The 25,396-nt window shown below is 68.5% G+C and carries 22 protein-coding genes; 13 read left to right on the top strand and 9 right to left on the bottom strand.

What is annotated here, in order from left to right:
• The first annotated feature begins 235 nt into the window (after positions 1-235).
• A complete protein-coding gene (locus LZ199_RS13470) occupies positions 236-703 on the top strand; it encodes a hypothetical protein (RefSeq protein ID WP_253994076.1) in 468 nt (155 codons plus the stop codon).
• Between the two features lie 71 nt (positions 704-774).
• Here the strand turns inward: LZ199_RS13470 and LZ199_RS13465 are convergent, their stop codons facing one another.
• Positions 775-4,329, bottom strand: coding sequence for a tolB protein precursor protein (locus tag LZ199_RS13465; protein WP_253994075.1), 3,555 nt, complete (start codon positions 4,327-4,329; stop codon positions 775-777).
• A gap of 192 nt (positions 4,330-4,521) precedes the next feature.
• On the opposite strand from LZ199_RS13465, the gene LZ199_RS13460 reads away from it, so the two are divergent.
• Complete coding sequence (locus LZ199_RS13460; RefSeq protein ID WP_253994074.1) at positions 4,522-5,973, top strand: LVIVD repeat-containing protein; 1,452 nt, start codon at positions 4,522-4,524, stop codon at positions 5,971-5,973.
• Positions 5,974-6,044: 71 nt separating this feature from the next.
• Here the strand turns inward: LZ199_RS13460 and LZ199_RS13455 are convergent, their stop codons facing one another.
• The 8 genes from LZ199_RS13455 to LZ199_RS13420 all read right to left on the bottom strand — a co-directional run bounded on the left by LZ199_RS13455 (position 6,045) and on the right by LZ199_RS13420 (position 16,029).
• Positions 6,045-7,955 (bottom strand): hypothetical protein, encoded by a 1,911-nt coding sequence (locus LZ199_RS13455; RefSeq protein WP_253994073.1) that lies wholly within the window; start codon positions 7,953-7,955, stop codon positions 6,045-6,047.
• A gap of 160 nt (positions 7,956-8,115) precedes the next feature.
• Positions 8,116-9,744, bottom strand: a complete 1,629-nt coding sequence (locus LZ199_RS13450) for a hypothetical protein (protein WP_253994072.1) — start codon at positions 9,742-9,744, stop codon at positions 8,116-8,118.
• On the bottom strand, positions 9,741-10,523 hold the full coding sequence (locus tag LZ199_RS13445; RefSeq protein WP_253994071.1) for an outer membrane lipoprotein-sorting protein: 783 nt from the start codon (positions 10,521-10,523) through the stop codon (positions 9,741-9,743). The genes LZ199_RS13450 and LZ199_RS13445 overlap by 4 nt, the downstream gene beginning before the upstream one ends.
• 5 nt (positions 10,524-10,528) lie before the next feature.
• A complete protein-coding gene (locus tag LZ199_RS13440) occupies positions 10,529-11,830 on the bottom strand; it encodes an ABC transporter permease (RefSeq protein ID WP_253994070.1) in 1,302 nt (433 codons plus the stop codon).
• 4 nt (positions 11,831-11,834) lie between these two features.
• Entirely contained in the window at positions 11,835-13,943 is a 2,109-nt protein-coding gene (locus tag LZ199_RS13435) for an ABC transporter permease (RefSeq protein ID WP_253994069.1), read from the bottom strand.
• A gap of 1 nt (position 13,944) precedes the next feature.
• Entirely contained in the window at positions 13,945-14,694 is a 750-nt protein-coding gene (locus tag LZ199_RS13430; RefSeq protein ID WP_253994068.1) for an ABC transporter ATP-binding protein, read from the bottom strand.
• Complete coding sequence (locus tag LZ199_RS13425) at positions 14,691-15,191, bottom strand: GbsR/MarR family transcriptional regulator (RefSeq protein ID WP_253994067.1); 501 nt, start codon at positions 15,189-15,191, stop codon at positions 14,691-14,693. The genes LZ199_RS13430 and LZ199_RS13425 overlap by 4 nt, the downstream gene beginning before the upstream one ends.
• A gap of 211 nt (positions 15,192-15,402) precedes the next feature.
• Positions 15,403-16,029, bottom strand: coding sequence for a hypothetical protein (locus LZ199_RS13420; RefSeq protein ID WP_253994066.1), 627 nt, complete (start codon positions 16,027-16,029; stop codon positions 15,403-15,405).
• A gap of 326 nt (positions 16,030-16,355) precedes the next feature.
• Between LZ199_RS13420 and LZ199_RS13415 the strand changes: the two genes are divergently transcribed.
• The 11 genes from LZ199_RS13415 (at position 16,356) to LZ199_RS13365 (ending at position 25,379) form a co-directional block, all read left to right on the top strand.
• Positions 16,356-16,586: a hypothetical protein gene (locus LZ199_RS13415; protein WP_253994065.1), complete on the top strand. Its 231-nt coding sequence runs from the start codon at positions 16,356-16,358 to the stop codon at positions 16,584-16,586.
• A gap of 132 nt (positions 16,587-16,718) precedes the next feature.
• Positions 16,719-17,285: a hypothetical protein gene (locus tag LZ199_RS13410; RefSeq protein WP_253994064.1), complete on the top strand. Its 567-nt coding sequence runs from the start codon at positions 16,719-16,721 to the stop codon at positions 17,283-17,285.
• A 90-nt stretch (positions 17,286-17,375) separates the two neighbouring features.
• Positions 17,376-17,810 (top strand): tetratricopeptide repeat protein, encoded by a 435-nt coding sequence (locus LZ199_RS13405; protein WP_163867953.1) that lies wholly within the window; start codon positions 17,376-17,378, stop codon positions 17,808-17,810.
• A 22-nt stretch (positions 17,811-17,832) separates the two neighbouring features.
• Positions 17,833-18,228: a hypothetical protein gene (locus tag LZ199_RS13400; RefSeq protein ID WP_163867954.1), complete on the top strand. Its 396-nt coding sequence runs from the start codon at positions 17,833-17,835 to the stop codon at positions 18,226-18,228.
• A 7-nt stretch (positions 18,229-18,235) separates the two neighbouring features.
• A complete protein-coding gene (locus LZ199_RS13395; RefSeq protein WP_253994063.1) occupies positions 18,236-19,072 on the top strand; it encodes a sigma-70 family RNA polymerase sigma factor in 837 nt (278 codons plus the stop codon).
• A complete protein-coding gene (locus LZ199_RS13390; RefSeq protein ID WP_253994062.1) occupies positions 18,954-19,514 on the top strand; it encodes an ATP-dependent helicase HrpB in 561 nt (186 codons plus the stop codon). The genes LZ199_RS13395 and LZ199_RS13390 overlap by 119 nt, the downstream gene beginning before the upstream one ends.
• Positions 19,515-19,620: 106 nt before the next feature.
• Positions 19,621-20,433 (top strand): type III secretion protein, encoded by an 813-nt coding sequence (locus tag LZ199_RS13385; RefSeq protein WP_253994061.1) that lies wholly within the window; start codon positions 19,621-19,623, stop codon positions 20,431-20,433.
• Between the two features lie 75 nt (positions 20,434-20,508).
• Positions 20,509-22,770, top strand: coding sequence for a hypothetical protein (locus tag LZ199_RS13380; protein ID WP_253994060.1), 2,262 nt, complete (start codon positions 20,509-20,511; stop codon positions 22,768-22,770).
• 24 nt (positions 22,771-22,794) lie between these two features.
• Complete coding sequence (locus tag LZ199_RS13375) at positions 22,795-23,469, top strand: FliH/SctL family protein (protein ID WP_253994059.1); 675 nt, start codon at positions 22,795-22,797, stop codon at positions 23,467-23,469.
• A 19-nt stretch (positions 23,470-23,488) separates the two neighbouring features.
• Complete coding sequence (gene sctN, locus LZ199_RS13370; protein WP_253994058.1) at positions 23,489-24,802, top strand: type III secretion system ATPase SctN; 1,314 nt, start codon at positions 23,489-23,491, stop codon at positions 24,800-24,802.
• A gap of 88 nt (positions 24,803-24,890) precedes the next feature.
• Positions 24,891-25,379, top strand: coding sequence for a flagellar assembly protein FliH (locus LZ199_RS13365; protein ID WP_253994057.1), 489 nt, complete (start codon positions 24,891-24,893; stop codon positions 25,377-25,379).
• Positions 25,380-25,396 lie beyond the last annotated feature (17 nt).

The raw sequence follows: 25,396 nt of genomic DNA, 5'->3' as shown, positions 1-25,396 counted from the left end.
ATTTCCCTTCCTGGGCCGGTCATTTGCTTCACCCTGGAGGGCAGGGGACCCGTCGACCCCCGTGTCGGCGTGGGGGCTTCGCGAGGAGCCACACGTCGTCCGCGAGCCTCCCTGGTGGGGCAGGCGGGCAGGCAAGGAAGCCGTCTTCCCTTCTTCCCACCGCTGTTCCCGACGCGGAACGTCGGGCCTAGCTTCTAGAGGAAGAGGGGAGCGCCGCGACAGGGAGACGCCCGCGATGGAGACCTGGAACCAGTCGTCTGATTCCGCCCGCAACCACACGCCGCTGATGGTGAACCGCCGTATCGACGAGCATGTGGAGGCGTGCGTGCGACACATGGCGACGCACGCGGACCGCCCCGAGATGAGCCGCTACCTCCAACGCCTGGAGCGAGAGTGGGACCTCAACCGCGCCGTCATGGTGTGCACGGCCGCGCTGGGGACGCTGGGCCTGTTGCTGGGCAAGAAGGACGGCGGCCGGTGGCGGGTGCTGAGCGCCGTGGCCGCGGGAGTCCTCCTCCAGCACGGCGTCTTCGGCTTCGGGCCCCTGTCCGCCCCCTTGCGCGCGCTGGGCATCCGCTCGCGCCGGGAAATCGACCTGGAGAAGTTCGCCATCAAGGCGCTGCGCGGTGACTTCGAGCGCATCCCCAATGATGGCGGGCCCATGGCCAAGGCCAACGCGGCGCTCGTGGCCGCGCAGTCCTGACGCCCGTGCCTTCGTGCTTCGCCAGGCCCCCGCTCACCCGATGAAGGGAGCGGGGGCGGCCTTGTGTCGCCTCAGTGTCGAGGCGAGGTGTAGCCACCGCCCTGCGCGGGCATCAGCGCCGGAGAGGCGGGCTGGGTCGCGCCATTCGTCGCGCCGGTGTTCCCCTGGTCGAAGAAGCCGTTGAGGCCGGCGATGCCCAGCGAGAAGTTCGTCACCCAGCCGGAGTCCGGCTTGCCGGCCTTGGCGCCGATGTCGAGCGGCCTGCCGAAGTGCAGCCGCAGCAGCAGGGGTCCCAGTGCCAGGTTCACACCGACGACGGCGTTGAGGACGCGGTGGTCCCACAGGTCCTCGGCGCTGTTGCCCACGCCACCCACGTCCATCGCCGCGATGGCCTCCAAATCACTCAGGAAGGCCACGCGGATGATGTCGTTGAGGGGCAGCTGCAGCTCCAGCGTGGAGAAGGCGAAGTTGCGGCCGAGCAGCCACCGCTCGTCGCCGAAGTTCACGCCGCGCAGGGTGTCGAACGACGACAGGAAGTAGGAGCGCGCGTAGCGTCCGCCGAGCGTCGTGCCCGCGCCGCCGCGCAGGAACAGGTGGGTGCGGCCGTAGATGGGGAAGTAGCGCTCCGCATCCAACCGCAGGTTTCCGTACGCCTGGCTGTCGAACGGCTGCACGCCCAACGTCATCTCCAGCAACGCGGAGCTGCCCGACAGCGGGCCGGTGGCGTAGTGGTACTTGAGGCTGTCGTAGCCCACCTGACCGCTGAGCTCGGTCTGGAAGCGGATGGAGCCGTTCTTCGCGTTCCACTCCGACAGGAGCTCCCGGTTGGCCTCGTTGCGGTCCGGGAAGAAGAGGCGGAACTCCGTCTGGTCATCGAGGAAGTACTTGGTTCCGCCCATGCTCAGGTCGCCCTGGACGAAGAAGAACGTGCTGAGCGGATAGCGCAGGCTGCCGAGCGCGCCGAAGTAGCGCTCCGCCGACGTGAAGAAGACGGGTGAGTCCTCGAACGTCTGGTCCACGCGGAAGCGCAGCGACTGGAACAGACCGCCGCCCCACGTCGTCCGGCCCGCGTCGTTGATGTACAGCATGTAGCCGTCCGTCAAATCGAAGCTGCCGTACACCGCCAGGGTGAGGATGAACTGGTGATCCCTCATGCGGTCGCTCGCCGCCGCGAAGAGCTGACCGACGAAGCCGCCGCCGCCCGCGCCCGCGAAGCCGAAGATGGGGCCGAACTCCAGGTTCTTCCGCGAGAAGGGCTCATACGCCTGCGCATCCGTGAGGGGCCGCACCGCCAGCGGGTTGGGCGGCTCCGGCGGAGGCTCCGCCGGCACGTCCAGCGCGAGCATGCGCGGCGGCCTGAGCACCGCGGGCTTCCGCTCACCCGACACGTGGAAGAGCATCCACAGGCCGCCCTCGGGGCCGGCGCCCGGCTCGAAGACGCCGGTGGTCAGGTCCGTGCGGCGGACGATGCGGCCGTCCGCCATCAGCTCGTGCAAATCCGAGCTGCTGTTGTTGAAGGCGGTGAAGAACACGCGGCCATCGGCCAGGGCCAGCGGATCCGCGTGGTCCCGCTCCTCGCTCGTCAGCCGCTCCACCTGGCGGGGCGCGTCCAGCTTCACGCGGAAGAGGTTGAACTTGCGGTGCGACGTGGCGTCCGACGTGAAGACGATGCCCGCGGGGCCCCACGTCACCTGGCGCTCGGAGAACACGTCGTCGGTGAGCTGCAGGGGCTTGGCGTCCGGGCTCGCGTTCAGGTCGATGACGTAGACGTCGCGCAGGCCCTCGTCCTGGATGCCGATGAAGGCCACGTAGCGCCCATCCGGCGAGAGGGCCGGCGAGTACGCCGCCAGGATGCCGTGCTTGTCGATGCGGTACGCCTTGCGGTCGCCCACGTCCAACTGCACCGTCGTGCCCACCTCCCGGTCGATGCCGGTGCGGATGGGGTTGCGGCGCACCAGCACGTCGTTGGCGCGCTTCTCCACGGTGTGTTTGTAGTCCTGCACGTAGATGACGTCGCGGCCGGTGATTTCGGCGACGAAGGCCAGCTTGTCCTTGGCCAGCGCGAAGCTGCGGCCGGAGATGGGGTGCAGCGACTCCACACCGGGCACGCCGTCACCGGCGACCTTCACCGACTTGTCCGGCGCGCGCGGGTCCATGATGTACAGCCGGCTCTCACCCGTCTCGGGGACGATGGTGCGCATCGCCAGGACGGTGCCGTCCGGCGAGCTGGCCATGGCGGTGATGTAGCCGGGCGCCTTGTCGAGCAGGTCCAACGCGGGCGCCGACTGCTCCGAGCCGAGGTACGTCTTGTACGCCCGGCGCTTCAGCCAGTTCTCGAACCGCGCCGACAGCCGCTTCGGATCATCTCCCGTGAGGCGCTCCAGCAGCTCCTCGAACTTGATGGACGGTGAGTCCTTGGAGCCGCCCACCAGCCGGGGCGTGTCCTCCAGCACGCGCTGGATGAAGCCCTTGCCGTACTCCTCCTCGAGGAAGGCCACGCGCACCTGGCCGACCTTGTAGATCCACAGGTAGCCGTAGGGCCCGGGGGAGAAGAAGTCGAGGAAGGCGTAGCCCTTGTAGAGGTCCGGGTTGACGAGCAGGTCGCGCACGAGCATCTCCGCCTCGGGGTCCATGCCCCGCTTGGCGTAGAACTCGGCGATACCTTCGATGAACCACAGGGGAATCGCCTGGAGGGGCTCGCCGAACACCTTGGCCTGCTCGGCCACGGTGCGGACCTTCTGGATGGTGAACTGGTGCGCCAGTTCGTGGGTGGAGATCTCCTCGAAGAGTCGGTGGTCACCCAGGTACGGCAGGGTGAGCTTCAGGTCCTCCGTGCTGGTGACACCCAGGGTGCCCTCGGACAGCGGGAAGAGGTTCGTCTGAAGGAACTCCTGGTAGCTGCTGTAGAGGATGTACGGGAAGGTCTCCGTGGGGACGTACTGGAACGTGTCCACGAGGTACCGGTACGCCTCTTCGATGAGCGGCGCGGCGCGCTCGGCGACCACGCGCTCCCGCTCGTAGAAGTAGAAGCGCACGCCGCCGGCCTTGGCGCCGAGCGTCTTCGCGTAGGTGTAGCTGAATCCACCATCAGGGCTGCCGCCCAGGGCCGGGCCACTGCCCAGCGCGGGGCCGCTGCCCGCCGACGGACCGCCATCCCCCAGGAAGCTGCTCAGGGGCGTGCCGCCGTCCTCTCCGATTCCCGCCGTCGCGCCTGAAGGGGGCGTACCTCCGTCCTCATTGCCCGCGAGGGCATCCGGAGGGGTGCCGCCGTCCTGCTGCTCCGCGAGCAGGGGCGGAGGGCTGGGGGACAGGCTGGTGGAGGGCTCGGAGCCGGTAGGCGGGCCGGCGGGGACCGACTTGGTGTCGCCGGTATCCGGGTGGGTGGTGGGAGCGTCCGGGTTGGCGCCACCCTGGGCACCGGGCGGCTGCTCATGCGCTGTCCTCTCTGGCGGCTTGGCGACCCCGGTGGCGGCGGGGCCCACGAGGATGTCGACGTGCCGCCACTCGAACTCGAAGCTGTTCACCGGCGTCTTGCCCGGGCGACGAGGCACGACGAAGACCTGGGCCAACGCCAGCTCCGGGAGGAGCAGGGTCAGCGCGGCGGCAGCGAGGAGACGGGGGTTCACGAAGGTCACCTCTGGGGTGGGGTACTGGCGAGACAGGTGCTTCCTGGGAGGCTCGCTCTCAAGAGCGAGCCTATACAAGCGCTTGGATAATTTCTTTCCGTTTACTTGCCGGGCGGTGGACGTCGCCGCTCCCTTGGGGAGAAAGAGGGAGGGGCTTTCGTTGGGTTCCAACGCCCGGTATGCATACGGGCCATGAGACGCTTCTTCCTACTGAGCAGCACGCTGGTCCTCGCCCTGGGTTGCGGCAAGGACGACGACTCCAAGAACAAGGCGGAGTGTCATCTTGCCGCCATCAACCTGTCGTCCTGTCAGCGTTCAACCCTGGCCACGGTGCAGGCCTCTGGGGTGTGGAACGTCAATGTCGAACTGAACGACGGAACGGGCTCCGCGGGCGCGCTGAAGTTGTCGGGCGGTTCCGGCGCGCAGATTCTGGGCCTGCCGGTGACGGAGCAGCAGCTCACGGAAGACACTTTCTATATGGCCGCCGACGTGGTGGACACGTTTGGCCGCACGGTGCGGTACTCGTTCACCGGGTGCTCCGCGACCGCGCCGACGAAGCTGGGTGGCACGTTCCGTCGGTGTGTGGACGGAGAGCTGGACCTGCAGGGCACCTTCGCGGGCGCGCGCATCGAGCGCAACACCGGCGAGGCCGAGTCCTCGGGCCTGGAGCTGGTGAAGGAGCTGGTGGTGCCGCGCGGCCTCGCCAAGGACCTGGTGGTGTCCGGGGGCTACGCCTACGTGCCCGCGGGTATCGAGGGCCTCTTCGTCTACGACGTGCGCAACCCGGCGGAGGCGACGCAGGTGGGCGCGGCCAAGCGCAACACCGACGTCTACAACGACGTGTTGGTGAAGGGCACGACGCTCTTCGTGGCGACGCAGGGCAGCGGCCTCTCCCTCTACAGCTTGGAGAAGCCGGCGGAGCCCGCGTTCCTGCGCGCGTTGGCGGACCCCGCGGTGGATGTGTCGTCGTTGGCGTTGGAGGGCAACCTGTTGTTCGCCGCGTCGCCTTCGCCCAACGGCGAGGTGCTCATCTTCGACGTGACGACGCCCACGCAGCCGAAGCTGCTGGACCGCTACTTCATCGAGGGCGCGGAGCCGCTCAGCGGTGAAGTGCCGATGGACGTGGCGGTGATGGGCAACCGGCTGTACGTGAGCAACTGGACCTTCGGCCTGTCGGTGTCGGACATCACCACGCCGTCGACTCCGAAGCTGCTGGGACGATTCGCCGGTGGGCCGGCGCGCACGGCGGCGGTGGGCACGGTGGGGGACCGCATCCTGGCCTTCACGGGTGGCGAGGACTGGGGCGCGCACCTGAGTGTGCTGGACGTGGCCTCACCGGCGAGCGTGCTCCAGGTGGGCGAGTTCCGGATCCGTCAGGAGGTCTCCATCCGCGCGATGACGCTGGCGGGAACGAAGCTCTACGTGGCGCACTATCAGGACGGCCTGCGCGTGCTGGACGTGAGCAACCCGAGCGTTCCCCGGCAGGTGGCGTACTACAACACCTGGCGCGAGGCGGACACGGGCCGCGGTGTCTCGTTCTTCGACGGGCTCAACAGCGTGAGCGTGCCTGGGGACGGGTACGTGTACGCGACGGAGTCGTCACGCGGGCTGCTCATCTTCCGCGAGACTCCTGCGGCTCCGTGACGGGCTGTCACGACGTCGTCGGTTGAGGGAAGAGGGGCGCCTGGTGTGTGAGGCGCCCCTCCTGCATCGCGTCATGGAGTGAGCAGGGAGTTGCCCGTGCCGGACCTGCCGAGGCTGGCGCCGCGAGCGAGGCTGAGTTCGACGCCCGCATCCTGGAGCGCGAGTCGCGCGGAGTAGGTGTCGCTTCGACCTGCCGCGTCGCGTGCGAGGTTGAGCAGGGCGCGGGCGCGCTCGGCGTGAACGATGACGGTGCCCTGGCCGAACTCGGCGGCGCTGTCGCGAAGGTCGGCGAAGGCGCTGTCGGCGATGTCGAGTGCGTTGCCCACGTCGTCTTCACCCTGTTGAAGCGCCGCGTCAGCCGCGAGCATCCATTCGCCCGCGCTCTGGAGTGCGGAGAGGCGTTGCTGGCGTGAGCGTTCGGTGTCGACGGCGCGCTCGCCGAACGTGTCGACCTGCTGCTGGGTGGCCTGGGCGTTCTGTTCAATCTGGGTGTCGCGTGCCTTGAGCTCCTCTTCGACTTGCTGGAGGCGGGCCTTCAGTTGAGCCACCTCTTCGTCCGTGGCGGTGGGCTTGGGGGCCTGGGCTGAAGCAGTCACGGCGGCGTTACCGGTCTGCTGCCCGCTCACGGAGGACTGCTGCTGCGGCTGAACGGGTGTGGTCGTCGAAGAGCCCGAGCCGCCCTGTCCGTCGAGTTGCTCATTTTCGGTGGGCCCGAAGCCGCCGAGCGAGTCCTGATTCTCGGGCTGCGCCGTGGTGCCGGTGCCCGAGCCACCAGTCCCGTTCGAGTTGTCGGGCGTCGTAGTTCCTGAGCCACCAGTCCCGTTCGAGTTGTCAGGGGGCGTGGTACCTGAACCACCCATCCCGTTTGAGTTGTCAGGGGTCGTGGTGCCTGAGCCACCAGTCCCGTTTGTATTGTTGGGAGTCGAGGTGCCCGTTCCCGAGCCACCCGTCGCGTTCGGATTATCGGGAGTCGGGGAGATGACCGAGCCACCAATCCCGTTCGGATTGTCGGGAGTCGGTGAGATGACCGAGCCACCAATCCCGTTCGGGTTGTCGGGAGTCGGTGAGATGCCCGAACCGCCAGTTCCATTTGGATTGTCGGGAGTCGGAGAGGTGCTGGTGCCCGAACCGCCAGTTCCATTCGGATTGTCGGGAGTCGGGGAGGTGCTGGTGCCCGAACCGCCCGTCGCATTCTGATTGTCAGGCGGCGTCGTCGTGGTGCTCGTGCCCGCTCCGCCCGTGTCTTGTGTGGGAGTGCCTGTCCCCGTCACATCCGAGGACCCCGTCGTCCCGGTCCCCATCGAGCCCGAGCCACCAGTCGCGTCCTGGGTGCTGGGCTGTGTCGACAAGCCCGACCCCGTCCCCTGGGTGGGGGCCGTCGTTCCGGAGCCACTGGTCGAGCCCTGCGACGTGGTGCCCATCGCCCCCGGTCCGTCGATTCCGCCAGGCTGCGACGCCGGCGACGGAGCCACGGCCTCGGTGTTCGAGCCCCCGGGCTGCGTGACTCGCGCATCGCCCGAATTGTCCGAACCCGTCGACGTCTGTCCCGTCGTCACGCCGCCCGAACCGCCGACGCCGGTCCCCGTGTCATCACCGCTCGTCGTCCCGTCGGAGTCCTCCGCCCCGCTGCCACCGGTGCCTTCCTGCACCTGCGCGGGGATGGGCTCGTAGCGTTGATACGTCTCATCGGCGGCCACCTGCCCGGACGTCGAAGGCGCCTCTCCATCCGGGAGGACGGGAGTGATGTTGTACCCGTAGCCATAGCCGCCATACGGGATGGTCCCATCCGCCATCGGAGGCCGGATGACGTAGTTCGGAGGCAGCCATGCGCCATCCGCTGCCTCGGCGGCCTGCTCGTTCGCATCCCGCAGAGCCGAGGCTGCCGGGTCTCTGACGGAGGGGTCCGTGGGAGAAGGGTAGGGCGACGCGCTCTGTCCCTGCGCGAGGCTCAATCCAGCGGCGATGGCGATCCACAGGTTCATGCCGTCAGGATGTTCACTGCATGAATTCTCCGGCACCTCGTCGGCCCGAGCGCCCCTCGACGGCCCGCCAGGGCGGCGACCTTCCCCGAAACGCGAAGGACCGCGCCCCCTGGGAATAGGAGGCGCGGTCCCTGAATCACCCAGCGAGTGGGGGTCCGCGTCAGATGCTGATGCGCAGGCCCGCGCCCAGTTCGAACGTGGGCGCCGCCAGCTTGAAGCCCTGGACAGGCTGCCCGTTGATGACGGTGTCCGGCACCGAGAAGCCGAGCCGGAACTCACCGCCCTTGTGGCCGTAGTGCACCGCGCCGTACCCCTCGACCGTCAGGTAGCTGAGGGCGCGGTGGGTGACGTTGATGCGACTGATGTACGACTTGTCCGAGAGGTTGCTGAGTGTGAAGAAGTTGAACGACGTGCGCTCGAGCGAACCGGGCCGGTCCAGGAACAGGTACGCGGCGCCGTAGTGGCGCCCCAGATACAGCGGCTGGAAGGCTTGCTGCGCTATCAGGTACGGATAGCCGAAGGAGCTGGTGTAGCCCGTCGAGTTGTAGAAGTACTCCACGCCGAGCACGGCGATATCGCTGTCGCCATACGCGAAGCTGTAGTTGGCGCCGGTCGTCACCTGGGGTGTGAGACCCGAGGGGACATAGGCCTCCACCAGCGACGTGTCCTGGAGGATCTCCTCGAATGTCGTGCCCTCGGGGATGCGGTACAGGGGGCGCTCGGTGCCCTTCTTGATGCCCAGCTCTCCGTAGACATCGATGGGCCCCAGCGCCGAGGAGAAGTCCAACCCGAAGCGCGGCTTGCGGCCCCGCTGGGCCACGGCGCTCGCGCCAAGCTCCGCGGGCCCCAGCACGACTTCCGCGCGCAGCGCTCCACCGATGCGGCTGAGGCGGTTGACCGGGTCAGACGCTCCGGCGCGAGGCACGCCGCCCGTGTTGTCGAGCAGCGCGCCCGCGTCGGTGCCCAGGTCATCCATCACCGCGATGCCATAGAAGTTCCAGCCCGTTGCTTCCCAGGGGACATGGACCTTCAACATGGACACACCGGTGCGCAGGTCCACGAATGCCAGCGGATTGCGCCGCTGCGGCGACAGGAAGTCGGTGGGGTTCCAGATCTGCCCCGTGCCCCACTTCACATGCTGCTTGCCGACGGTGAGGAACACCGTCCGCGCGATGTCGAACCGGAGCCAGGCCTGGTCCAGCAGCACGCGCGGATTGGACGGCGTGTTGTTGGTGGTGGTGCCCGTCTGCGTGGCCACGGTGGGGTCGTAGCTCAACCGCCCCACCACGAAGCCGCGCAGCCGGTCCATTGGCCGCGCGTCGAAGTACCCGTCCACCAGCGTGGGCGCGGAGAACGACGTGTCACCGAACGACGTCCCCTCCGTCGCCGCCGCGAAGCCGCGCAGGTAGAACTGCCCGCCAATCTTCAGCGGGTCGTCCACCGCCTCCTCGGAGTCGAAGGCGCTGCGCGTCTCCGGCCCCGACAGCGCCTGCGAGTCCCGGTCTCCCGGCTCGGGCGGCGCCGACGTCAACGGAGGCTGCCGCTCGGTCGCATCGCCCGTGTTGCTCGCGTCGGCGTCCGCGGACGGCGCGGGGTCCTCGCCGAACACCTCGTCGTCACTGGGGCGGCCCGTTGTCGGAGCCTCCCCGGGGGTGTCCGCCTGGGCGGGTTTGTCGTCCTCGCCCCCGAAGAGGGCATTCTCGTCGCGCTGCGCGGCCTGCGCGAGCGCGGTGGTGCCGGCGAGGGCCACGGACAAGGCCGTGGCCAGGGTGAGGGTGCGCGGGTTCATCGACTCTTGCTCTCGAGCCAGGCCTTGGTGAAGAGGTTGGCCTCCAGCGCGCGCAGGTCCACGGACTTGATGAGGACGATGGTGGAGTTGGCCTTCTCCACCTCGTCGTAGAAGCGGATCTCCTCGGGGTACCAGACGTCGGCGCCCTTGGACTCGCTGAAGACCTTCTTCCAGCGCGGGTAGAGCGCGGTGCGCATCAGCCGGCCGGACAGGGCGTAGTCCTCGCGCTTGAGGATGTTGTTCGTGTCCTTGTCCACCCACAGCTTGACCACGGGGTAGGCCACGTCCACGTTGGGCTTCACCTTCAAGAGCAGCTTGTGGGCGGAGTACTTGCCCAGCTTCGCCTCGCCCTCGTAGGTCGGGTCGAACTCCTCGGCCAGACGGGACTCGTCGAAGTCGGCGCGGCGGCTGTCGGTGCCGGCGATGCGCTCGCGCTCGGTGCGCCGCTCCCACTTGCCCACGTTGGGGTCGTAGCTCCAGAGGTTCTTGTCCATCCGGAGGTAGCCCTTGCCGGCCTCCGTCTTGGGCTTGCTGAAGAGGATCATCAGCTTGTCGTCCGCGTCGCGCCGGTAGATGAACGCCTCGCGCACGTTGTCCGTCTTGTCCTTCTCCTTCTGCTCCAGATAGATGAGCGCCTTGTAGTCGCCGCCGTTGCGCTGACGGTCATCGATGGTCGCCAGGATCTGCGTCATGGCGGCCGGCTCCAGGGCCAGCGCCACGGGTGCGGACAACAGGGCCACGGACAGCGCCGCGGCGGAGAACAGGTTCTTGAGGCTCATGGATTTCATCCGATGTGGTGCATCGCCGTCACCGGCTTGAGGCGCGCGGCGAGGAAGGAGGGAATCAGCGAGATGAGCGTGGTGCAGGTGGTGATGAACACCATGGCGCCGACGACGGAGCCCGCGTTCACCACCAGGTGCAGCCGGTCCGACATGATGAACATCGCCACCGCTTCCGGGACGCCCACGTGGGCGGAGTCCACGCCCAGGCAGACGGCCAGTCCGATGAGCGCGCCCGCCAGGGTGCCCAGCGCCCCGAGCGTCATCGCCTCGAACAGGAACATCACCACCACCCGGGTGCGCTGCATGCCGATGGCGCGCAGCGTGCCGATCTCCCGGGTGCGCTCCCGGATGGCGATCCACAGCGTGTTCATGATGCCCACGCCGATGATGACCAGCAGCACGAAGATGAGGATGCCCGTCAGCCCGTTGAGCGCGGTGAGCGTCCAGGTGATGAACGACAGCTCATCCTCCCAGTTGGTGATGTCCAGCTTCTGCCCGGTCCACGCCTCGCGGTTGACGACCTCGAACTTCATCCAGAAGGCGCGAGGGTCATTGTCCATCAGCTGGTGGCCCGCGTCCGCCAACACCGTGCGCAACCGCGCCTGCACGTGGGGCACCTGGTTCACGTCCTTGAGGTACAGGTAGAGCGCCCCCGTGGTGTCGTCGCGCAGTTGGTACAGCGAGCGCAGCGTGCCGGACGGGACGAAGACGTTGAAGTCGCTCATCATGCCCACGTCGGTGGCGATGGCGGCGACGCGGACGTCCACCGTGTTGTTGGTGCCGCGCATGGTGGGGGCGGAGATGGTGACGGTGTCGCCCACCTTCACCTGGAGCCGCTTGGCCTGCTTCTCGAACAGGAGCACGGTGGACTGCTCGTTCAGCCCGTCCAGGTTGCCCTCCTGGATCTGGAGGACCTGCCGGAAGCCCGGCTCGTCCTTCACATCGATGCCGCCCACGCCCACCTGCAGCGAGCCGGACTCGCTGACGATCTTCGCCCAGCCGCGCCCGCGCTGGACGGCGTAGTCCAGCTCCGGCACCGCCTTGCGGACCTGCTCGAGAATCTTCGGGTAGGCCGTCACCACGGGCGCTGCCTGTCCGGCGGTGACCTTGTAGAAGCCGCCCACGTTGACGTGGCCGGTGGCGAGCGTGGTGGCGGAGCGCAGCATCGTCTCCTTCATGCCCGTGGACAGGCCCATGAGGATGACGAGCAGCGCGGTGACGCCCGCGATGGCTCCGCCCAGGAGCACCGTGCGCCGCCGGTGGGTGCCGAGGTTTCGGAATGCGATGAGGAAGAGTTGGAACATGGCCTTACTCGTCCGTCTGCATCGCCTGGAGAGGCGATACCCGCGTCGCGAGGAACGCGGGATAGAGGGTGGAAATGGCGGACACCAGGAGGACAATCACGAAGGCCGCGATGAGGTTGCTGGCGCTCAGCGTGGGATAGAGGCGGGGACCGGAGAAGAAGAAGTACAGCGCCTCGTTGCCGGCGGGGATGCCGGCGCTGCCCAGCGCGCTCATGATGCCGCTGCCGAGCAGTGCGCCGCCCGCGCCGAAGACGAAGCCGAGCAGCACCGTCTCCACCAGCACCATGCTCAGGATGAAGGAGCGCTGCGCGCCGATGGCCCGCATCGTCCCCACCTCACGCACGCGCTGGAGGGTGGCCATCATCATCGCGTTGTTGATGATGACCAGCGCGACGATGAAGATGATGAAGACGGCGAAGTAGAGCACCAGCTTCGCCATCAGCACGAACTGGCCGATGAGGCCCGCGGCCTGCTGCCACGACACCACGCGCAGCTTCAGCCCCGCGGCCGTCGCGGACTGCTTCAGCTCCTCCATCGTCTGCTGGAGCTGCTCGGGGTCCTTGAGGATGATGGCCGCGCTGAGCGCCACGCCCTGCTCAATCTCCTGCTGGGAGTAGACGCGCGCGGCCAGGTCGTCCCGGCGCAGCGAGCCCAGGGCGCCCTCGAACGCCTTCGAGTCCTCGATGAGTCCCGGCGTGGCCTCCGCCACCAGCGAGTTGCCGCTCTCCTCGCCGAAGAGCGCCTCCTCGGCGTTGGCGCGGTCCACGGCCTTCAGGCCGCTGTTCTTCTGCAGCTCGGCGATCTCCGCCTTCCGGTCCGGGCTGAGGTAGCCGTACAGCTCCCGGAAGGACATCAGGTCCATCAGGTTGATGACGCCCGCCATGGCGGACTTCTCCAGCCCCTTGAACTGATAGGTGCCGTAGATCTTCACGTTGACGCTCTGCACGTAGCCGGTGCGCGTGAAGGCGGTGATGGTGAGGTTGTCCCCCATGCGCATGCGGTACAGGTCCAGCAGCGGCGCCAGCTCCGCGTAGAACTGCTGGTAGCGCGTGTCGAAGTTGTCGTCGGTGGTGCTGAGGAACTCCGACAGGAGCTTCTCCAGGGAGGGCTCCTGGTTGCCGAGCACCTTCTGCAGCCGCTCCACCGCCTGCCGCGTCTTGATGGGGTCCAGCTGGAAGAGGATTTCGCGCGTCTGCGTCTGGTTCTCCTTCACCCAGCGCTGCAGCTGCGGGTCGGTGTCGATGCGCTTCTGGTTGAGGTCCTTCTCCTGCTTGATGTTGTCCAGGCGCAGCGCCGTCTTCAGCTTGAGGAAGTTCTCGTAATAGAACTTGGACAGCAGCATGCCGCGCTTGCCCTGGGGCACCGGCTGGCCGTCCACAATCTCCATGCGGTCGAACGTCCGCTGGAACGAATCCAGGTCCGTGCCCACGTAGCGCATGTCCAGCAGGTCGCCGTCCGGAAGCTGCGGGGCGATGCGGTTCTCCAGGAACTCCAGGGCGGCGAACGGATCACTCTCGAAGGTGTCCCAGAACGCGTCGGTGCGCGCGCGCGCCAGGGCCTCCGCCTCCAGCGGGTCCACGGCGGCGGAGCTGAGCAGCTCCCGGCTCTTGTTGCGCTGTTCCTCCATGAGCGACACCATCTGCCGCACGTGCGACTTGACGCTGTCGATGTTCGCGCGAAGGGCAGGGGACTCGCCCTCCTCCGCGCGCTTCTTGTAGAGGTCGCGAAGGCGCGCGAGCGTCAGGTCCACCGTGTTGCCGGAGGAGATGAGCGCGCCGCTGGTGCCCATGGGCACCACCGTCTTCACGTTGGGGTGCTTCTCCAGGAACGGCTTGATGCGGCTGAAGTCGTCCAGCACCGCCAGGTCCGGCTCGCCGCTCATGCCGCCGTACAGGCTCAGCTCGTCCTTGGAGTCGTCCGAGTAGACCTGGAGGTGGCCCGCGACGCTGCCGATGATGCTGCGGCTCATCGCGCTGTCCATGCTGTCGAGCAGCGCGCCACCCACCACCACCAGCAGGGTGCCGAAGAAGATGATGCCGCCGATGAGGATGTTGATCTTGCTGGTGAACAGGTTGCGGAAGGCCACCTGCATCAGCAACCGGAGCTGACCCATGTCAGTGACCCTCCGCGCCTGCCGCCATGGCCCGCTTGGCCTCGGAGGGGCTGAGCCGGTCCAGGAACTTGCCGTCCGCCAGCCGCACCACCGCGTTCGCGTGGCTCATCACCTTGGCGTCGTGCGTGGAGAAGATGAAGGTGGTGCCCTCCTTCTGGTTCAGCTCCTTCATCAGGTCGATGATGTGCTGGCCCGTCACCGAGTCCAGGTTGGCGGTGGGCTCGTCCGCCAGCACCAGCTGAGGCCGGGTGACGAGCGCGCGCGCCACGGCCACGCGCTGGCGCTGGCCGCCGGACAGCTCGTTGGGACGGTGCTTGGCGTGATGGGCCAGGCCCACCTGCTCCAGCAACTGGTTCACCCGCTCCCGGCGCTGGTTCTTGTCCAGCTTGCGCTGCAGCAGCAGCGGGAACTCCACGTTCTGGAAGACGCTGAGCACCGACACCAGGTTGAAGCTCTGGAAGATGAAGCCGATGGTGTGCAGGCGCAGGTGGGTGAGCTGGCGCTCCGTGAGCTGCTTGGTGTCCTGGCCCGCCACGCTGACCACGCCCGAGGTGGCGGTGTCCACGCAGCCGATGAGGTTGAGCAGCGTCGTCTTCCCGCTGCCGGATGGGCCGGCGATGGAGATGAACTCCCCGGGATGCACCTGGAGATCCACGCCTCGCAACGCCGGGACGACCACCTTGCCCAGGGTGTAGTCCTTGGTCACGTTGGTGATGGAGACGATGGGAGATTGCGCGACTGCGGCGTTCATGCGGTGCGTCCTTTCGATGCCTTGGGGGTGCGGGGCGAGGGGCGGGCCGCGCGTGAGGCGCGCCACCGCTCGGCGATGCCGGCCATTTCGGCCAGGTAGAACTCACAGAAGTCCGCCGCCTCGCGCAGGTGCTGCTTGTTCGCGAGCTGCGGCGCGGAGAGGGCCTCCTGGCACACGCGGACGAACGCCTTGACGCTGTCCTCCGCGGTGCGAAGCCGGCTCTCCCAGCCGTTGCTGTTCACGACGTAGTAGTGCTGCCGGTCTCCGGGAATGCTGGCCGGCTCCACCAGGCCCATCGCCATGCTGGCGCGGATGTTGGTGGACACGGAGGCCGCGCTCACCTTGAGCACGCGGGCAATCTGCTGGAGCGAGAGCGGCTGGTCCGTCAGCATCAGGAGCGCGTGGATGCGCCCGCCGATGCGCGTGCTGCCCTGCCGTTCGAAGTACAGCCCCATCGACTCGATGAAGCGCTGCTCCGCGGCGCCTGGCTCCTTCATTCACGAACCTCCGTCACCCCGAGGAGGCCGCGCGCGACAGACTTCCGCCGGGGCCCTGGGTGGCGCCCGGCATCTAGTTCGTTCAGACCATTCAGTCAATACTGAATGAAGTGAACGCACGAAGGGCCCGAAGCCTGTGCAGGCCGCGGGCCCTTCGCATCCCCGTCCGGGGGAGCCGGTGTCTCACGGGTGCGAGTCCGTGGCCCCAGGCTCAGTACTGGGTGTCGGGGCTGGTGCTCTTGTCCCCGGTGCCCAGGTCCTTGCTCTTGTCAGTCCCCATGCCGGAGCCCCCCGTGCCCGGATCATCCATGGGCGCGGGAGTGGCAGGCGTGTCCATGGTGCCCTCGTTGATGGACGGGTCCGGCGTCATGACGTCCGTGCCCGCGCCGCCGGTGCCCGACAGCGAGATGCTCTTGGCCATGTTCTTCGTTTCCTTCACCTCGAAGCTGGCCCGGATCTCCTGGCCCTCCTTGAGGTCCTTGGCCTTCTTGAGCGTCGGGTCGGTGAAGGTGGTGCTCTTGTCGATGTCGAGCGTCACCACCGCGCCCTGCGCGTCCTGCACGAAGACCTTGCTGCTCTCGGCCTTCACCACCTTGCCGCTCAGCTCCTTCTGGCCCATGGCGTTGGTGCCCATGGAGGGGCTGGTGGAGCCCATCGTGGAGCCGGAGCCGCCCATGGAGCTGTCCTGCCGCATGGACCCGCCCTGCGTGCTCCCCGTCGTACCTGAACCGCCCTGCGCCGCGCTGTCCTGCTGCGGCTTGGTCTTGTCGTCGTTCGCGAACGCCGCGCCCGACCCCAGCAGTGCCATCGCCGCGAAAACCCCAACCAGCTTCTTCATGGGAGAATCTCCTGTGTGAGTGCGACGGAGGGGTGTGCGTGGTGCGTCGGTCCCCCCGCTGTTCCAAAAGCTAGGTGCGACGGTGGAAGGAGACAGGGCTGGGGGGGCAAGGTCGGCGCGTGCCCGGTCCCTCCCCTGCCGGTGGGGCCAGGGCAGGGTGGACCCGAGGGCAGACCTCTGATGGCTTGTGGCCGGGCGGGCTTTTCCCCTAGCGTCACGCCGGCAAGCGTCCATCGGCCCTCCGGCCGCTGGCCCGACAGGAGACCCCCTCCGCGATGCCCCCGTCCGCCAAGCCGTCCGCTCCCCCCTCGGCCCAGGAGCTTCCCGTGCCCTCGTACCCCGCAATCGAGTCGCTGCTCGAGGCGACCCCCGCGGAGGACGTCCGGGCGCTGTTCGATCCGCTGAAGGACAGCCTGGCCGCCCTCAAGGGGCCCAAGGTGGAGGTCGGCAAGAAGGCCCAGGCCGCGCTCACCCACGCCGAGCAGCTGCTGGAATTGCTGGTGGATACCCGCGAGCGGCTGATCGCCGAATCGAAGGGTTCCAAGGGCCGGAAATGACGGGGTTTTCCTGAGTCGTCGCGGTTTTTCGCCACGGGCAGGCAACTGGCGGAGGGACGGGACGATAATCAGGGAAAGAGCACTGGATCATCCGGGAGCTCTGTCTTTTTCTCGCAGCGCCTGGAGGATGAAATGGCGAAGATCGACAACATGATGGGTCCTGGCGTCCGGCTCTCGACCAACGTCACGACGGCGCGGCAGACCCCGAACACGGGCTTTGGCGCGCGGCTTCAGAACGGCCTCAACAGCGCGGCGGGCGCCGTGGGCACGGGCGTCGGCGCGGTGGCGGGCATGATTCCGGGCGGTCAGATTGTGTCCGCGGCGGTCTCCTCGGTTCACACCCTGTCCAACAACTCGGGCTCCGGCAGCGCGCCCTACGCGGGCGTGATGAGCACCGCGGTGGGCATGGGCGGCGGCACGGTGGCCCCCTCCATGGGTGGCGGCGTCGCGGCCGGCATCGGCGGCGTGGCGGGTGGCGTCGGTGGTGGCGTGGCGGGTCCCGGCACGGGCGCGCTCGGCACCAGCACGTCGGACACCGTCGGCGGCAATTTCTCGCTGAACCAGATGGCGGCGGAGAACTCCAAGCTGCTGAACCTGCAGGCGGCCATCCAGCAGGAGTCGCAGACCTTCACGGCCATTTCCAACGTGATGAAGTCGCGGCACGATTGCATCAAGAACTCCATCAGCAACGTCCGCTAAGCCCTCGGGGCGTGGCGGGCGGAAGTCCGGAGGGGAGGGAGGCGGCGCCGCTTCCCTCCAGGCCGGACCAGGAAAGGAAGAGCGAAGTCCATGGCGGAGAGCGTCTCGGAGATCTCGAACAGCCTGGTCCCCTTGGGGCGCCAGCAGGCCATGGTGTTGCTGGAGGCCGGCTATCTGTGGCTGGACATGGGGCAGTTCGACAAGGCGAAGGAGATCTTCTCCGGCGCCGCGGCGCTGATGCCCAAGAGCGAGGTTCCGCAGCTGGGCCTGGGCGCCGTGGAGTTCGCGCAGGGCCGTCACGACAAGGCGCTGCAGGCCTACCGCTCCGCGCAGCGACTGGCGCCCCAGGCGTCCCTGCCGCGCGCGCACGTGGGCGAGGCGCTCCTGTTCCTGGGCAAGGTGCCGGAGGCGCTCAAGGAGCTCAAGGCCGCCATCGACCTGGAGCCCGAAGGTGACGGGGCCCGTCTGGCGCAGGCGCTCCTCCAGGCGAAGGAAGCGGGAGTCCTGCCTCCCGCGAAGAAGTAGAGGCAGGAGGGGAGCTTCGCCCATGGCTGTCGGTGGCGTTGGACGCGGTGGTGGGAAGGGGCGCGCCGGTGGCGCGAAGGGGGCGTCGTCCGCGGCGCCCACGGGTGGCACGGCTTTTGGCGCCAAGGTGGACAAGGCGGAGTCTCTTGTTGGCGTTTCGGGTCTGGTAGGCTCCAGCAACGTCCAGGGCCCCCAGGCCGCGGATCCGGTCGCCGCTCAGGCGATGGCCATTGCCCGCGGATTGAAGAACGGGGGCTTCAAGAGCAAGGAAGAGGCGACCCGGGCGTTGGTCGCAGAAGTCCTGAAGGAGAAGCTGCGAATGAAGTCCTCCTCCCTCACCACGAAGATCGCGGACGCACTGCAGGATGACCCGAGGCTGAACCAGGTACTCGAGCGGCTGTGGTCCAAGGCCGAGTGAGCAGCGCTTGCCACTGGGCGAAGACAGGAAGGCCATCCTCACCAAGTACGGCCCCTACGTTCGGTCGCTCGCCGCGACCGTGCGCAAGCAGTTCAACGCCCAGCTCGAACTGGATGAGCTGGTGGCGTACGGACAGATAGGACTGCTGGAGGCCGCTGAACGATTCGACCCGAAGGTGGGAGCCAACTTCCTCACCTTTGCCCACTACCGCATCAAGGGCGCCATCTTCGACGGCTTGAGGAAGATGGGGGTGTTGAGGGGCTCTGACGCCCGCAACGCGTATGTGGGCGAGCGGGCGGCGGCGTATCTCGGCAATTTGTCGGACCGAGAGTCGGGCTCAAGCAACCGGGGCAGCTCATTCGACGATGATGTCAGTGACATCTCGGATGCTGTGCAGGGCTTGGCGATGGTGTTCGCCTCCAGTCTGGAGGGGGCCGACAACGGCGGGTACACCGACGAGTCGCTGCCGGTGGACGTCCGGCTGGAGCAGGAGCAGCTGAAGACGCGGGTGCGGGCGGCGATAGAGAAGCTCCCGGAGAAGGAGCGAAAGCTTCTTCAGGGGTACTACTTCCAGGGCAGGACGCTGGAAGAGGCGGGGTCGGAAATCGGGCAGTCGAAGAGCTGGGCGTCGCGGCTTCATGCGCGGGCCATCGACCGCCTCAAGGAACTCTTGAACGAGGAGGAGGAACTTCCCCCTACCTCGACGGATGCAAGGAGGCTGTCACATGGCGGGTCCGATGGCGGGCATCTCCGCGGCACAGGTGGCGCAGCAAAAGCTGCAGGATCAGGGCGTCCAGCAGACGAACAAGGCGGGAGCGTCGAAGTTCGACGGAGTTCTCGCTGACAAGGCGCAGGGCGCCGGCCAGGTGGACGCGGCCCAGGGCGTGAACAAGGCCCAGGCGGCGCAGGCGACCCAGAAGACGGACGCCGTGCGTCAGGTGGAGACCGTCAACAAGACGGAGAAGGCGGCCCTGAACAAGGTCAGCGCCACCGCCACCCAGCCTGTCTCCGCGAAGGCCGCGGAGCCGGTCGCCGCGAAGACGGAGACGGGCAAGACGGGCAAGGCCTCCGACATGATGACGCAGGTGATTGGCGACCTGGAGAAGGGCCAGGGCAACCTGGAGAAGATCATCTCCCAGGCCTCCAGCGGCAAGCAGTTCTCCAACGCCGAGCTGCTCTCGCTCCAGGCGTCGATGTATCAGTACACCCAGCAGTTGGACCTGACGAGCAAGGTGGTCGAGAAGGCCACCACCGGCCTCAAGGACGTCGTCAAGACGCAGGTCTGATTTCCATCCACCGTCCTCGGTGGCGCTTGGTCGAAGGGCGGCCTCTCCGAGTTGGAGGGGGCGCCCTTCCGCGTTTTCCGAGGCCCAGGTAAGCTCACTCCCGCCCATGATTCGCCGACCGCATGCGTTCGCCGCCCCGCTCCTCGCCCTCGTGCTCGTGACGGGATGTCACATCGAGCTGCAGCATGAGCTGAGTGAAGCGGACGCCAACGAAATCTACGTCCTGCTCAGCAAGAACGGCATCAACGCGAAGAAGGAGAAGGAGGAAGGCGGCAACGAGGTGCGGTTCATGATCACCGTGCCCAAGACGGACGCCGCCGAGGCCGCGGAGTTGCTCAAGCTCAACTCGCTGCCCAGGCCCGTGGAGAAGGGGCTGTCGCACTTCGCCAAGGGAAGCATGGTGCCCACCGCCACGGAGGAGCGCGCCATGCTCCTCAAGGCCATGGCGGGCGAGGTCTCCAACGCGCTCAATCAAATCGACGGCGTGCTGGAAGCGCGCGCCATCGTCAGCGTGCCGGAGAACAACGACCTGACGCAGCCGGAGAACAAGCCGATGCCGTCCGCGTCGGTGTTCATCAAGTACCGCATCGTCGAGGGCGGCAAGGCGCCCATTGAAGTCGCCGCGGTGAAGGCCTTCGTGGCCACGGCCGTGCCGGAGATGCGGCCGGAGGCGGTGACGGTGCTGATGACGGCGGCGCAGGGCCCCAAGGCGGAGAAGACGGACGAGAACCGGCAGCAGGACGTGCTGGGGTTGCGGATGACGGCCTCCAGCGCCAGCCAGTTCAAGATGATGCTGGTGGGGGCCTTCGTGCTCATCCTGGGGATGATGGGACTGACGGGCTGGTCGTTCATGCGTGCTCCCGGTGGCGCTCCCGCCGCGCGCGGCTCCCGTCCCCGCGTCCGTCCGCCCGAGGCCTGACGCCTTCGCGCCCCTGCCGAGAGGGGGGCGCCTCCTTTCTCCCAGCGGGCGTCGGTGGGGCCCGCGAGGTGACGTTTGGACTCGTTCTTCACCTCGCTCAACAAGCGTCAGAGCATGTTGCTCCTGACCGCCGTCACCTTCGGCGGCCAGGAGAGCTTGGGGGCGATGGAGCACCTCCCGACGGAGGAAGGTGAGCTGTTGCGCCACCGCGCGCAGGAGATCCTGCAGATCCCCCGCGACAAGCGCATCCCCGCGCTGGTGCAGGAGATCAAGCGGCTGGTGAAGGACCGGCGCGGCCAGCTGTGGACCGCGGAGCCGGAGCGGCTGGCCGCGCTGCTGCAACGCGAGCGGGGGGCCCTGATGGAGATTGTCCTGCGCGCGCTGCCCTCCGCGATGGCGGAGGCAGTGCGGGTGCACCTGCCGCCGTCTCGCGTGAAGCTGACCCGCGAGGTGCGGCCTCAGGTCCTGGACATCGTCCGGTGGCAGCTGGAGGAGGCGCTGGCGCGGGAGTCGAGCGCCTCGCAGTCGGCGGGCTTCAAGTTCTCCGACGTGCTCATGCTCCAGCAGCGAGAGCTGCTCACGGTGAGCGACAGGCTGGGTGCGCGCGTGCTGGGCCCGGCCCTGGCGGGGCTCCCCGACGCGGAGCGGGAGACGCTGCTGGAGGCCCTGCCTCCGGACCTGAAGCTGCTGGCCAGCAAGTCCGTGGCGGCCAATGCGCCGCGCAAGCTCCCGGAGGAGGACGCCCGCGCCCAACTGGAGATACACGACGGCTTGAAGAACCCGGCGGGCTCCATCCGCAGCGCGGGAGTCCAGCGGCTGGCGCGCGCGTGCGTGGCCCAGTCGCCGGAGTTCGCCGCGCGCATGCTGGAGAAGTACCGGGGTGAGTTCGGCAGCCTGGTGGCGAAGTGGGTGCGCGAGGAGCGCATCCGTCCCACCGCGCGCGGCGATGGTGGCCGCACGGACATCGTCATGGACCTGGAGCGGCTGGCCACCCGGGGCCTCATCGAGCGCCCCGTGCGCCTGGCGACCCCGCCGCCGCCGCGTCAGTCCGCCGTGCTGCCGCCCCCGCCGGGTGCGCGCAAGGCCGCCGCCTCCGCCGCGGCGCGTGAGGCCCCTCCCCGTGAAGCGCCAGTGGAAGCGTCTCGCGAGCCCGCGCCGCCCCGTGAAGCCGCGCCGGTGCCTCGTGAGGCGGGTGGTTCCGCCGTGCACCGGGAGCCCGTGGGTCCGCCTCGGGAGGGCACGGGCGTGGCTCGCGAGCCGGGCAAGCCGGGCACCGCCACCCGTCGGCCCCCTGGCGCCGAGCCCGCGGTGAAGCGCGACTTCATGGCAGAGCGCGCCGCGAGGAGCGCGGGCGCCATGTCCAGCCGGGAGCGGGATCCTTCCCGTGTCTCGCGTCCCAAGGAGGGCGCGGCGGATGGCTCCTCGGTCCATCGCGTTCCCCCGCGTCGAGACCCCGCCGCACCGGGCGCCCCGCGTCGAGAGGGCACGTCAGCGGGAGCGGGTCGTGAGCCAGGAGGGCCCGAGCCCCGGCCGGGTCGTCCCTCGAGGCCGGACCCGGAGGGCGCTCGCATCGGTCCTCCGCCCTCGCGTCTGGGCCTGGGAGGCCCCCGGCCTCGGCCGGTGACACCTGGGAGCGAGGCCGAGGCGCCCCCCATGCGGGAGCGCTCGCGGGTGAGCTCCGCCGAAGAGGGTTCTCGGGTGGACCCGGCCTCGGACGGTTCTCGGGTGGGCCGCTCGGCGGACGCCTCTCGGGTGGGCCCGGCCTCGGATGGTTCTCGGGTGGGCCGCTCGGCGGAGGCTTCGCGGGTGGGCCCGGCCTCGGATGGTTCACGAGTGGGGCGCGCGGCGGACGGCTCGCGGGTGGGCCCGGCCTCGGACGGCTCTCGCGTGGGGCGCGCGGCGGATGGCTCGCGGGTGGGCCCCGCTGGGGACGGCTCGCGGGTAGGCCCTGCGGGGGACGGCTCGCGGGTAGGTCCCGCGGGTGAGTCCTCTCGCGTGCAGCGTCCTCCCGAGGAGCTGTCCCGTTCCTCCCGCGTGAGGCCTCGCGCCGATGCCGCGCCGCCTCGCGAGGACCCGGAGGGCTCTCGGGTGTTTCGCTCGCGCTCGTCGGTGAGCGTCAAGGCGGTGCGTCCGGACCCGGCTCGCGAGGGTGGAGGCCAGCAGGAGCGGTCCCCTCGAGTGCTCGCCGGGCGAGCGAGCCCTCCCGCGGGGGCGCCGCGGCCGGGGGGTCGGGAGGAGGGCACGTCGGTGCAGCGCCGACCTCGCTCGCCGTCGGATACGGACAAGCCGGTGCCTCCGGGCTCCGGCGGGCGTGGACCGCGCGGCGGAACGCGCTAGCATCCGGCCCGCAAGGAGCGGCGCATGGCGATCGGCAAGGTGATCAAGGGTGACGGGACGGCGGAGCCGTCTCTCGTGTCGGAGCGGCCGATGCTGCGGCCTCCTCGCGCGGGAGTGATGAACGCCGAGGTCTTCGAGGCGCGCCAGGGAGCCCAAGGCATCCTGGAGGAGGCGCACCGCGAGAAGGAGCGCATCCTGGCGGAGGCCCAGCGCGAGCGCGAAGAGCTGCTAGTGAAGACGCGGGAGCAGGGGCGCCAGGAAGGGCTGGCCCAGGCCACGGAGATCATCCTCCGCGCGAAGATGCAGGCCGGGGAGCTCCTGGGCACCTACGAGAAGGACATCATCGCCCTGGGGCTGCGCGTGGGCGAGAAGATCATCGGCCGGAGCCTGGAGAAGGACCCGGACCTGATGCTGGAGCTGTGCGCGTCCGCCATCGACAACCTGCGCAGCGCCCGCGCCATGACGCTGCGCGTGCACCCGAAGACCGCCGCCGTGCTGCGCGCCAAGAAGCCCGTGCTGATGGAGCTCATCGGCCGCGCGGTGGACCTGGCCATCAAGGAGGACCCGGAGGTGGCTCCGGTGGGCTGCATCGTCCAGACGGAGTTCGGCACCGTGGATGCCCAGCTGCCCACGCAACTGGAGATGCTCCAGAACGTGCTGCTGCCAGACCAGAACGGCCCGAAGGAAGGCCCGGCCTAGCCGGGACAGGACCACGTCCATGGCCATCGACCTTTCGCGCTATTTCGACCTCATCGAGGAAGCCCAGACGGTCCGCGTCCGGGGCCGCGTCACCGAGCTGACGGGCCTCATCATCAAGGCGAGCGTCCCCAACGTCCGCGTGGGCGAGCTGGTGCTCATCAAGAGCCGGGGCCGCGGCGCCGTGAAGGCGGAGGTGGTGGGCTTCCAGGGTGACGAGGTGATGCTCATGCCCCTGGGCGAGCTGTACGGCATCGGCCCGGACAGCGAGGTCATCCCCACCGGCAAGCCCCTGAGCATCAAGTGCGGCGAGGCGCTCCTGGGGCGCGTGCTCAACGGCATCGGCGAGCCCATGGACGGCAGCGCCCTGCCGGAAGAGGGCCTCATCGACTGGTCCGTGGACCGCGACTGCCCGGACCCGTTCACCCGTCAGCGAATCGAGCGGCCCCTGCCCCTGGGCGTGCGCTGCATCGACGGACTGCTCACCGTGGGCGAGGGCCAGCGCGTGGGCCTCTTCGCCGGCTCCGGCGTCGGCAAGTCCACGCTGATGGGACAGATAGCGCGCAACACCCAGGCCGACCTCTGCGTCGTCGCCCTCATCGGCGAGCGTGGTCGCGAAGTCCGCGAGTTCATCGAGGACGCCATGGGCGAGGAGGGCATGAAGCGCTCCGTGCTGGTGTGCGCCACCTCGGACCAGCCCAGCCTCGTGCGTCTGCGCGCCGCCTACGTCGCCACCGCCATCGCCGAGTACTTCCGGGAGCGCGGCGGCAACGTCCTCTTCATGCTCGACACGGTGACGCGTCTGGCGCGTGCCCAGCGTGAGATTGGCCTCGCGGTGGGCGAGCCCCCGGCCCGTCAAGGCTACCCACCGAGCGTGTTCTCCATGCTGCCGCGCATCCTGGAGCGCACGGGCAACTCGGAGAAGGGCAAGTGCACCGCCATCTACACCTGCCTCGTGGCCGGCGGTGACATGGAGGAGCCCATCGCGGACGAGGTCCGCGGTATTCTCGACGGCCACTTCATCCTCAACCGCGCCCTGGGCGAGCGAAACCAGTGGCCCGCCATGGACGTGCTCGCGAGCCTCAGCCGTGTGATGAGCGGCATCGTCTCCAAGGAGCACAAGAAGGCGGCGGGCAAGCTGCGCGAGACGCTGGCCACGTACGAGAAGCAGCGCGACCTCATCCTGCTGGGGGCCTACCAGTACGGGACGGACCCCCGCACGGACTACGCCATCGACAAGTACGACGCCATCATCGACTTCCTCAAGCAGGACACCCACTCCAACTCCGGCTTCGAGGAGACGGTGGAACAGTTGATCGCCCTCTTCGAGGAGTGAGCCGGGCCCCCCTGGGGCGTCGGGGTACGACTCCTGGCCCACTGGACAGGGGTGCACCCTGGGAAATCCGGGGTAGGATGGGGGGACCATGCCCCCGTACCGGTTGCAAACCCTGCTGGACATGCGGACCCGGGCCAAGGAGGAGGCCGAGCAGGCCTTCTCCGACGCCATCAAGGCCCTCGAGAAGGAGAAGGTGGAGCTCCAGCGGCTGATGGACGAGCTGGAGCGCCGCAAGCGCGAGCGCAAGGAGAAGGTGGCCGCCTACCTCAAGGAGGTGATGGCCAAGGGCTCCGGCATCAACGGCATGAACATGATGGGCCGCTTCGAGGAGCGCCTGAAGGACGAAGAGGCGCAGGTGGCGCTGGAGGTCGAGCGTCAGCGGGAAGCGGTGAAGGTGGCCGAGCGACTGGTCGAGCAGCGGCGGCGGGAGATGGCCGAGGCGGCCAAGGAGCTCAAGGCCATCGAGAAGCACAAGGAGACCTGGCAGAAGCAGGTGAAGCACGAGCGCCAGCAGCGCGAGGAGTTGAGCCAGGAGGAGATTGGCAACGCCTTGTTCCTGGCTCGGCAGCGCAAGTAACCTGCCGCCACCCCTTC

It is taken from the genome of Myxococcus qinghaiensis, from assembly GCF_024198215.1.
Classification (GTDB): Bacteria; Myxococcota; Myxococcia; order Myxococcales; family Myxococcaceae; genus Myxococcus; species Myxococcus qinghaiensis.
The sequence above is the reverse complement of the archived record's forward strand: the minus strand, read 5'-3'. Positions and strand labels throughout refer to the sequence as shown.

Excerpts from the sequence above, each read along its gene's own strand:
- LZ199_RS13470 (WP_253994076.1), top strand. The coding sequence starts at position 236 with ATGGAGACCTGGAACCAGTCGTCTGATTCCGCCCGCAACCACACGCCG.
- LZ199_RS13460 (WP_253994074.1), top strand. The coding sequence starts at position 4,522 with ATGAGACGCTTCTTCCTACTGAGCAGCACGCTGGTCCTCGCCCTGGGT.
- LZ199_RS13455 (WP_253994073.1), bottom strand. The coding sequence starts at position 7,955 with ATGAACCTGTGGATCGCCATCGCCGCTGGATTGAGCCTCGCGCAGGGA.
- LZ199_RS13450 (WP_253994072.1), bottom strand. The coding sequence starts at position 9,744 with ATGAACCCGCGCACCCTCACCCTGGCCACGGCCTTGTCCGTGGCCCTC.
- LZ199_RS13445 (WP_253994071.1), bottom strand. The coding sequence starts at position 10,523 with ATGAGCCTCAAGAACCTGTTCTCCGCCGCGGCGCTGTCCGTGGCCCTG.
- LZ199_RS13440 (WP_253994070.1), bottom strand. The coding sequence starts at position 11,830 with ATGTTCCAACTCTTCCTCATCGCATTCCGAAACCTCGGCACCCACCGG.
- LZ199_RS13435 (WP_253994069.1), bottom strand. The coding sequence starts at position 13,943 with ATGGGTCAGCTCCGGTTGCTGATGCAGGTGGCCTTCCGCAACCTGTTC.
- LZ199_RS13430 (WP_253994068.1), bottom strand. The coding sequence starts at position 14,694 with ATGAACGCCGCAGTCGCGCAATCTCCCATCGTCTCCATCACCAACGTG.
- LZ199_RS13425 (WP_253994067.1), bottom strand. The coding sequence starts at position 15,191 with ATGAAGGAGCCAGGCGCCGCGGAGCAGCGCTTCATCGAGTCGATGGGG.
- LZ199_RS13420 (WP_253994066.1), bottom strand. The coding sequence starts at position 16,029 with ATGAAGAAGCTGGTTGGGGTTTTCGCGGCGATGGCACTGCTGGGGTCG.
- LZ199_RS13410 (WP_253994064.1), top strand. The coding sequence starts at position 16,719 with ATGGCGAAGATCGACAACATGATGGGTCCTGGCGTCCGGCTCTCGACC.
- LZ199_RS13405 (WP_163867953.1), top strand. The coding sequence starts at position 17,376 with ATGGCGGAGAGCGTCTCGGAGATCTCGAACAGCCTGGTCCCCTTGGGG.
- LZ199_RS13400 (WP_163867954.1), top strand. The coding sequence starts at position 17,833 with ATGGCTGTCGGTGGCGTTGGACGCGGTGGTGGGAAGGGGCGCGCCGGT.
- LZ199_RS13390 (WP_253994062.1), top strand. The coding sequence starts at position 18,954 with ATGGCGGGTCCGATGGCGGGCATCTCCGCGGCACAGGTGGCGCAGCAA.
- LZ199_RS13385 (WP_253994061.1), top strand. The coding sequence starts at position 19,621 with ATGATTCGCCGACCGCATGCGTTCGCCGCCCCGCTCCTCGCCCTCGTG.
- LZ199_RS13375 (WP_253994059.1), top strand. The coding sequence starts at position 22,795 with ATGGCGATCGGCAAGGTGATCAAGGGTGACGGGACGGCGGAGCCGTCT.
- sctN (WP_253994058.1), top strand. The coding sequence starts at position 23,489 with ATGGCCATCGACCTTTCGCGCTATTTCGACCTCATCGAGGAAGCCCAG.
- LZ199_RS13365 (WP_253994057.1), top strand. The coding sequence starts at position 24,891 with ATGCCCCCGTACCGGTTGCAAACCCTGCTGGACATGCGGACCCGGGCC.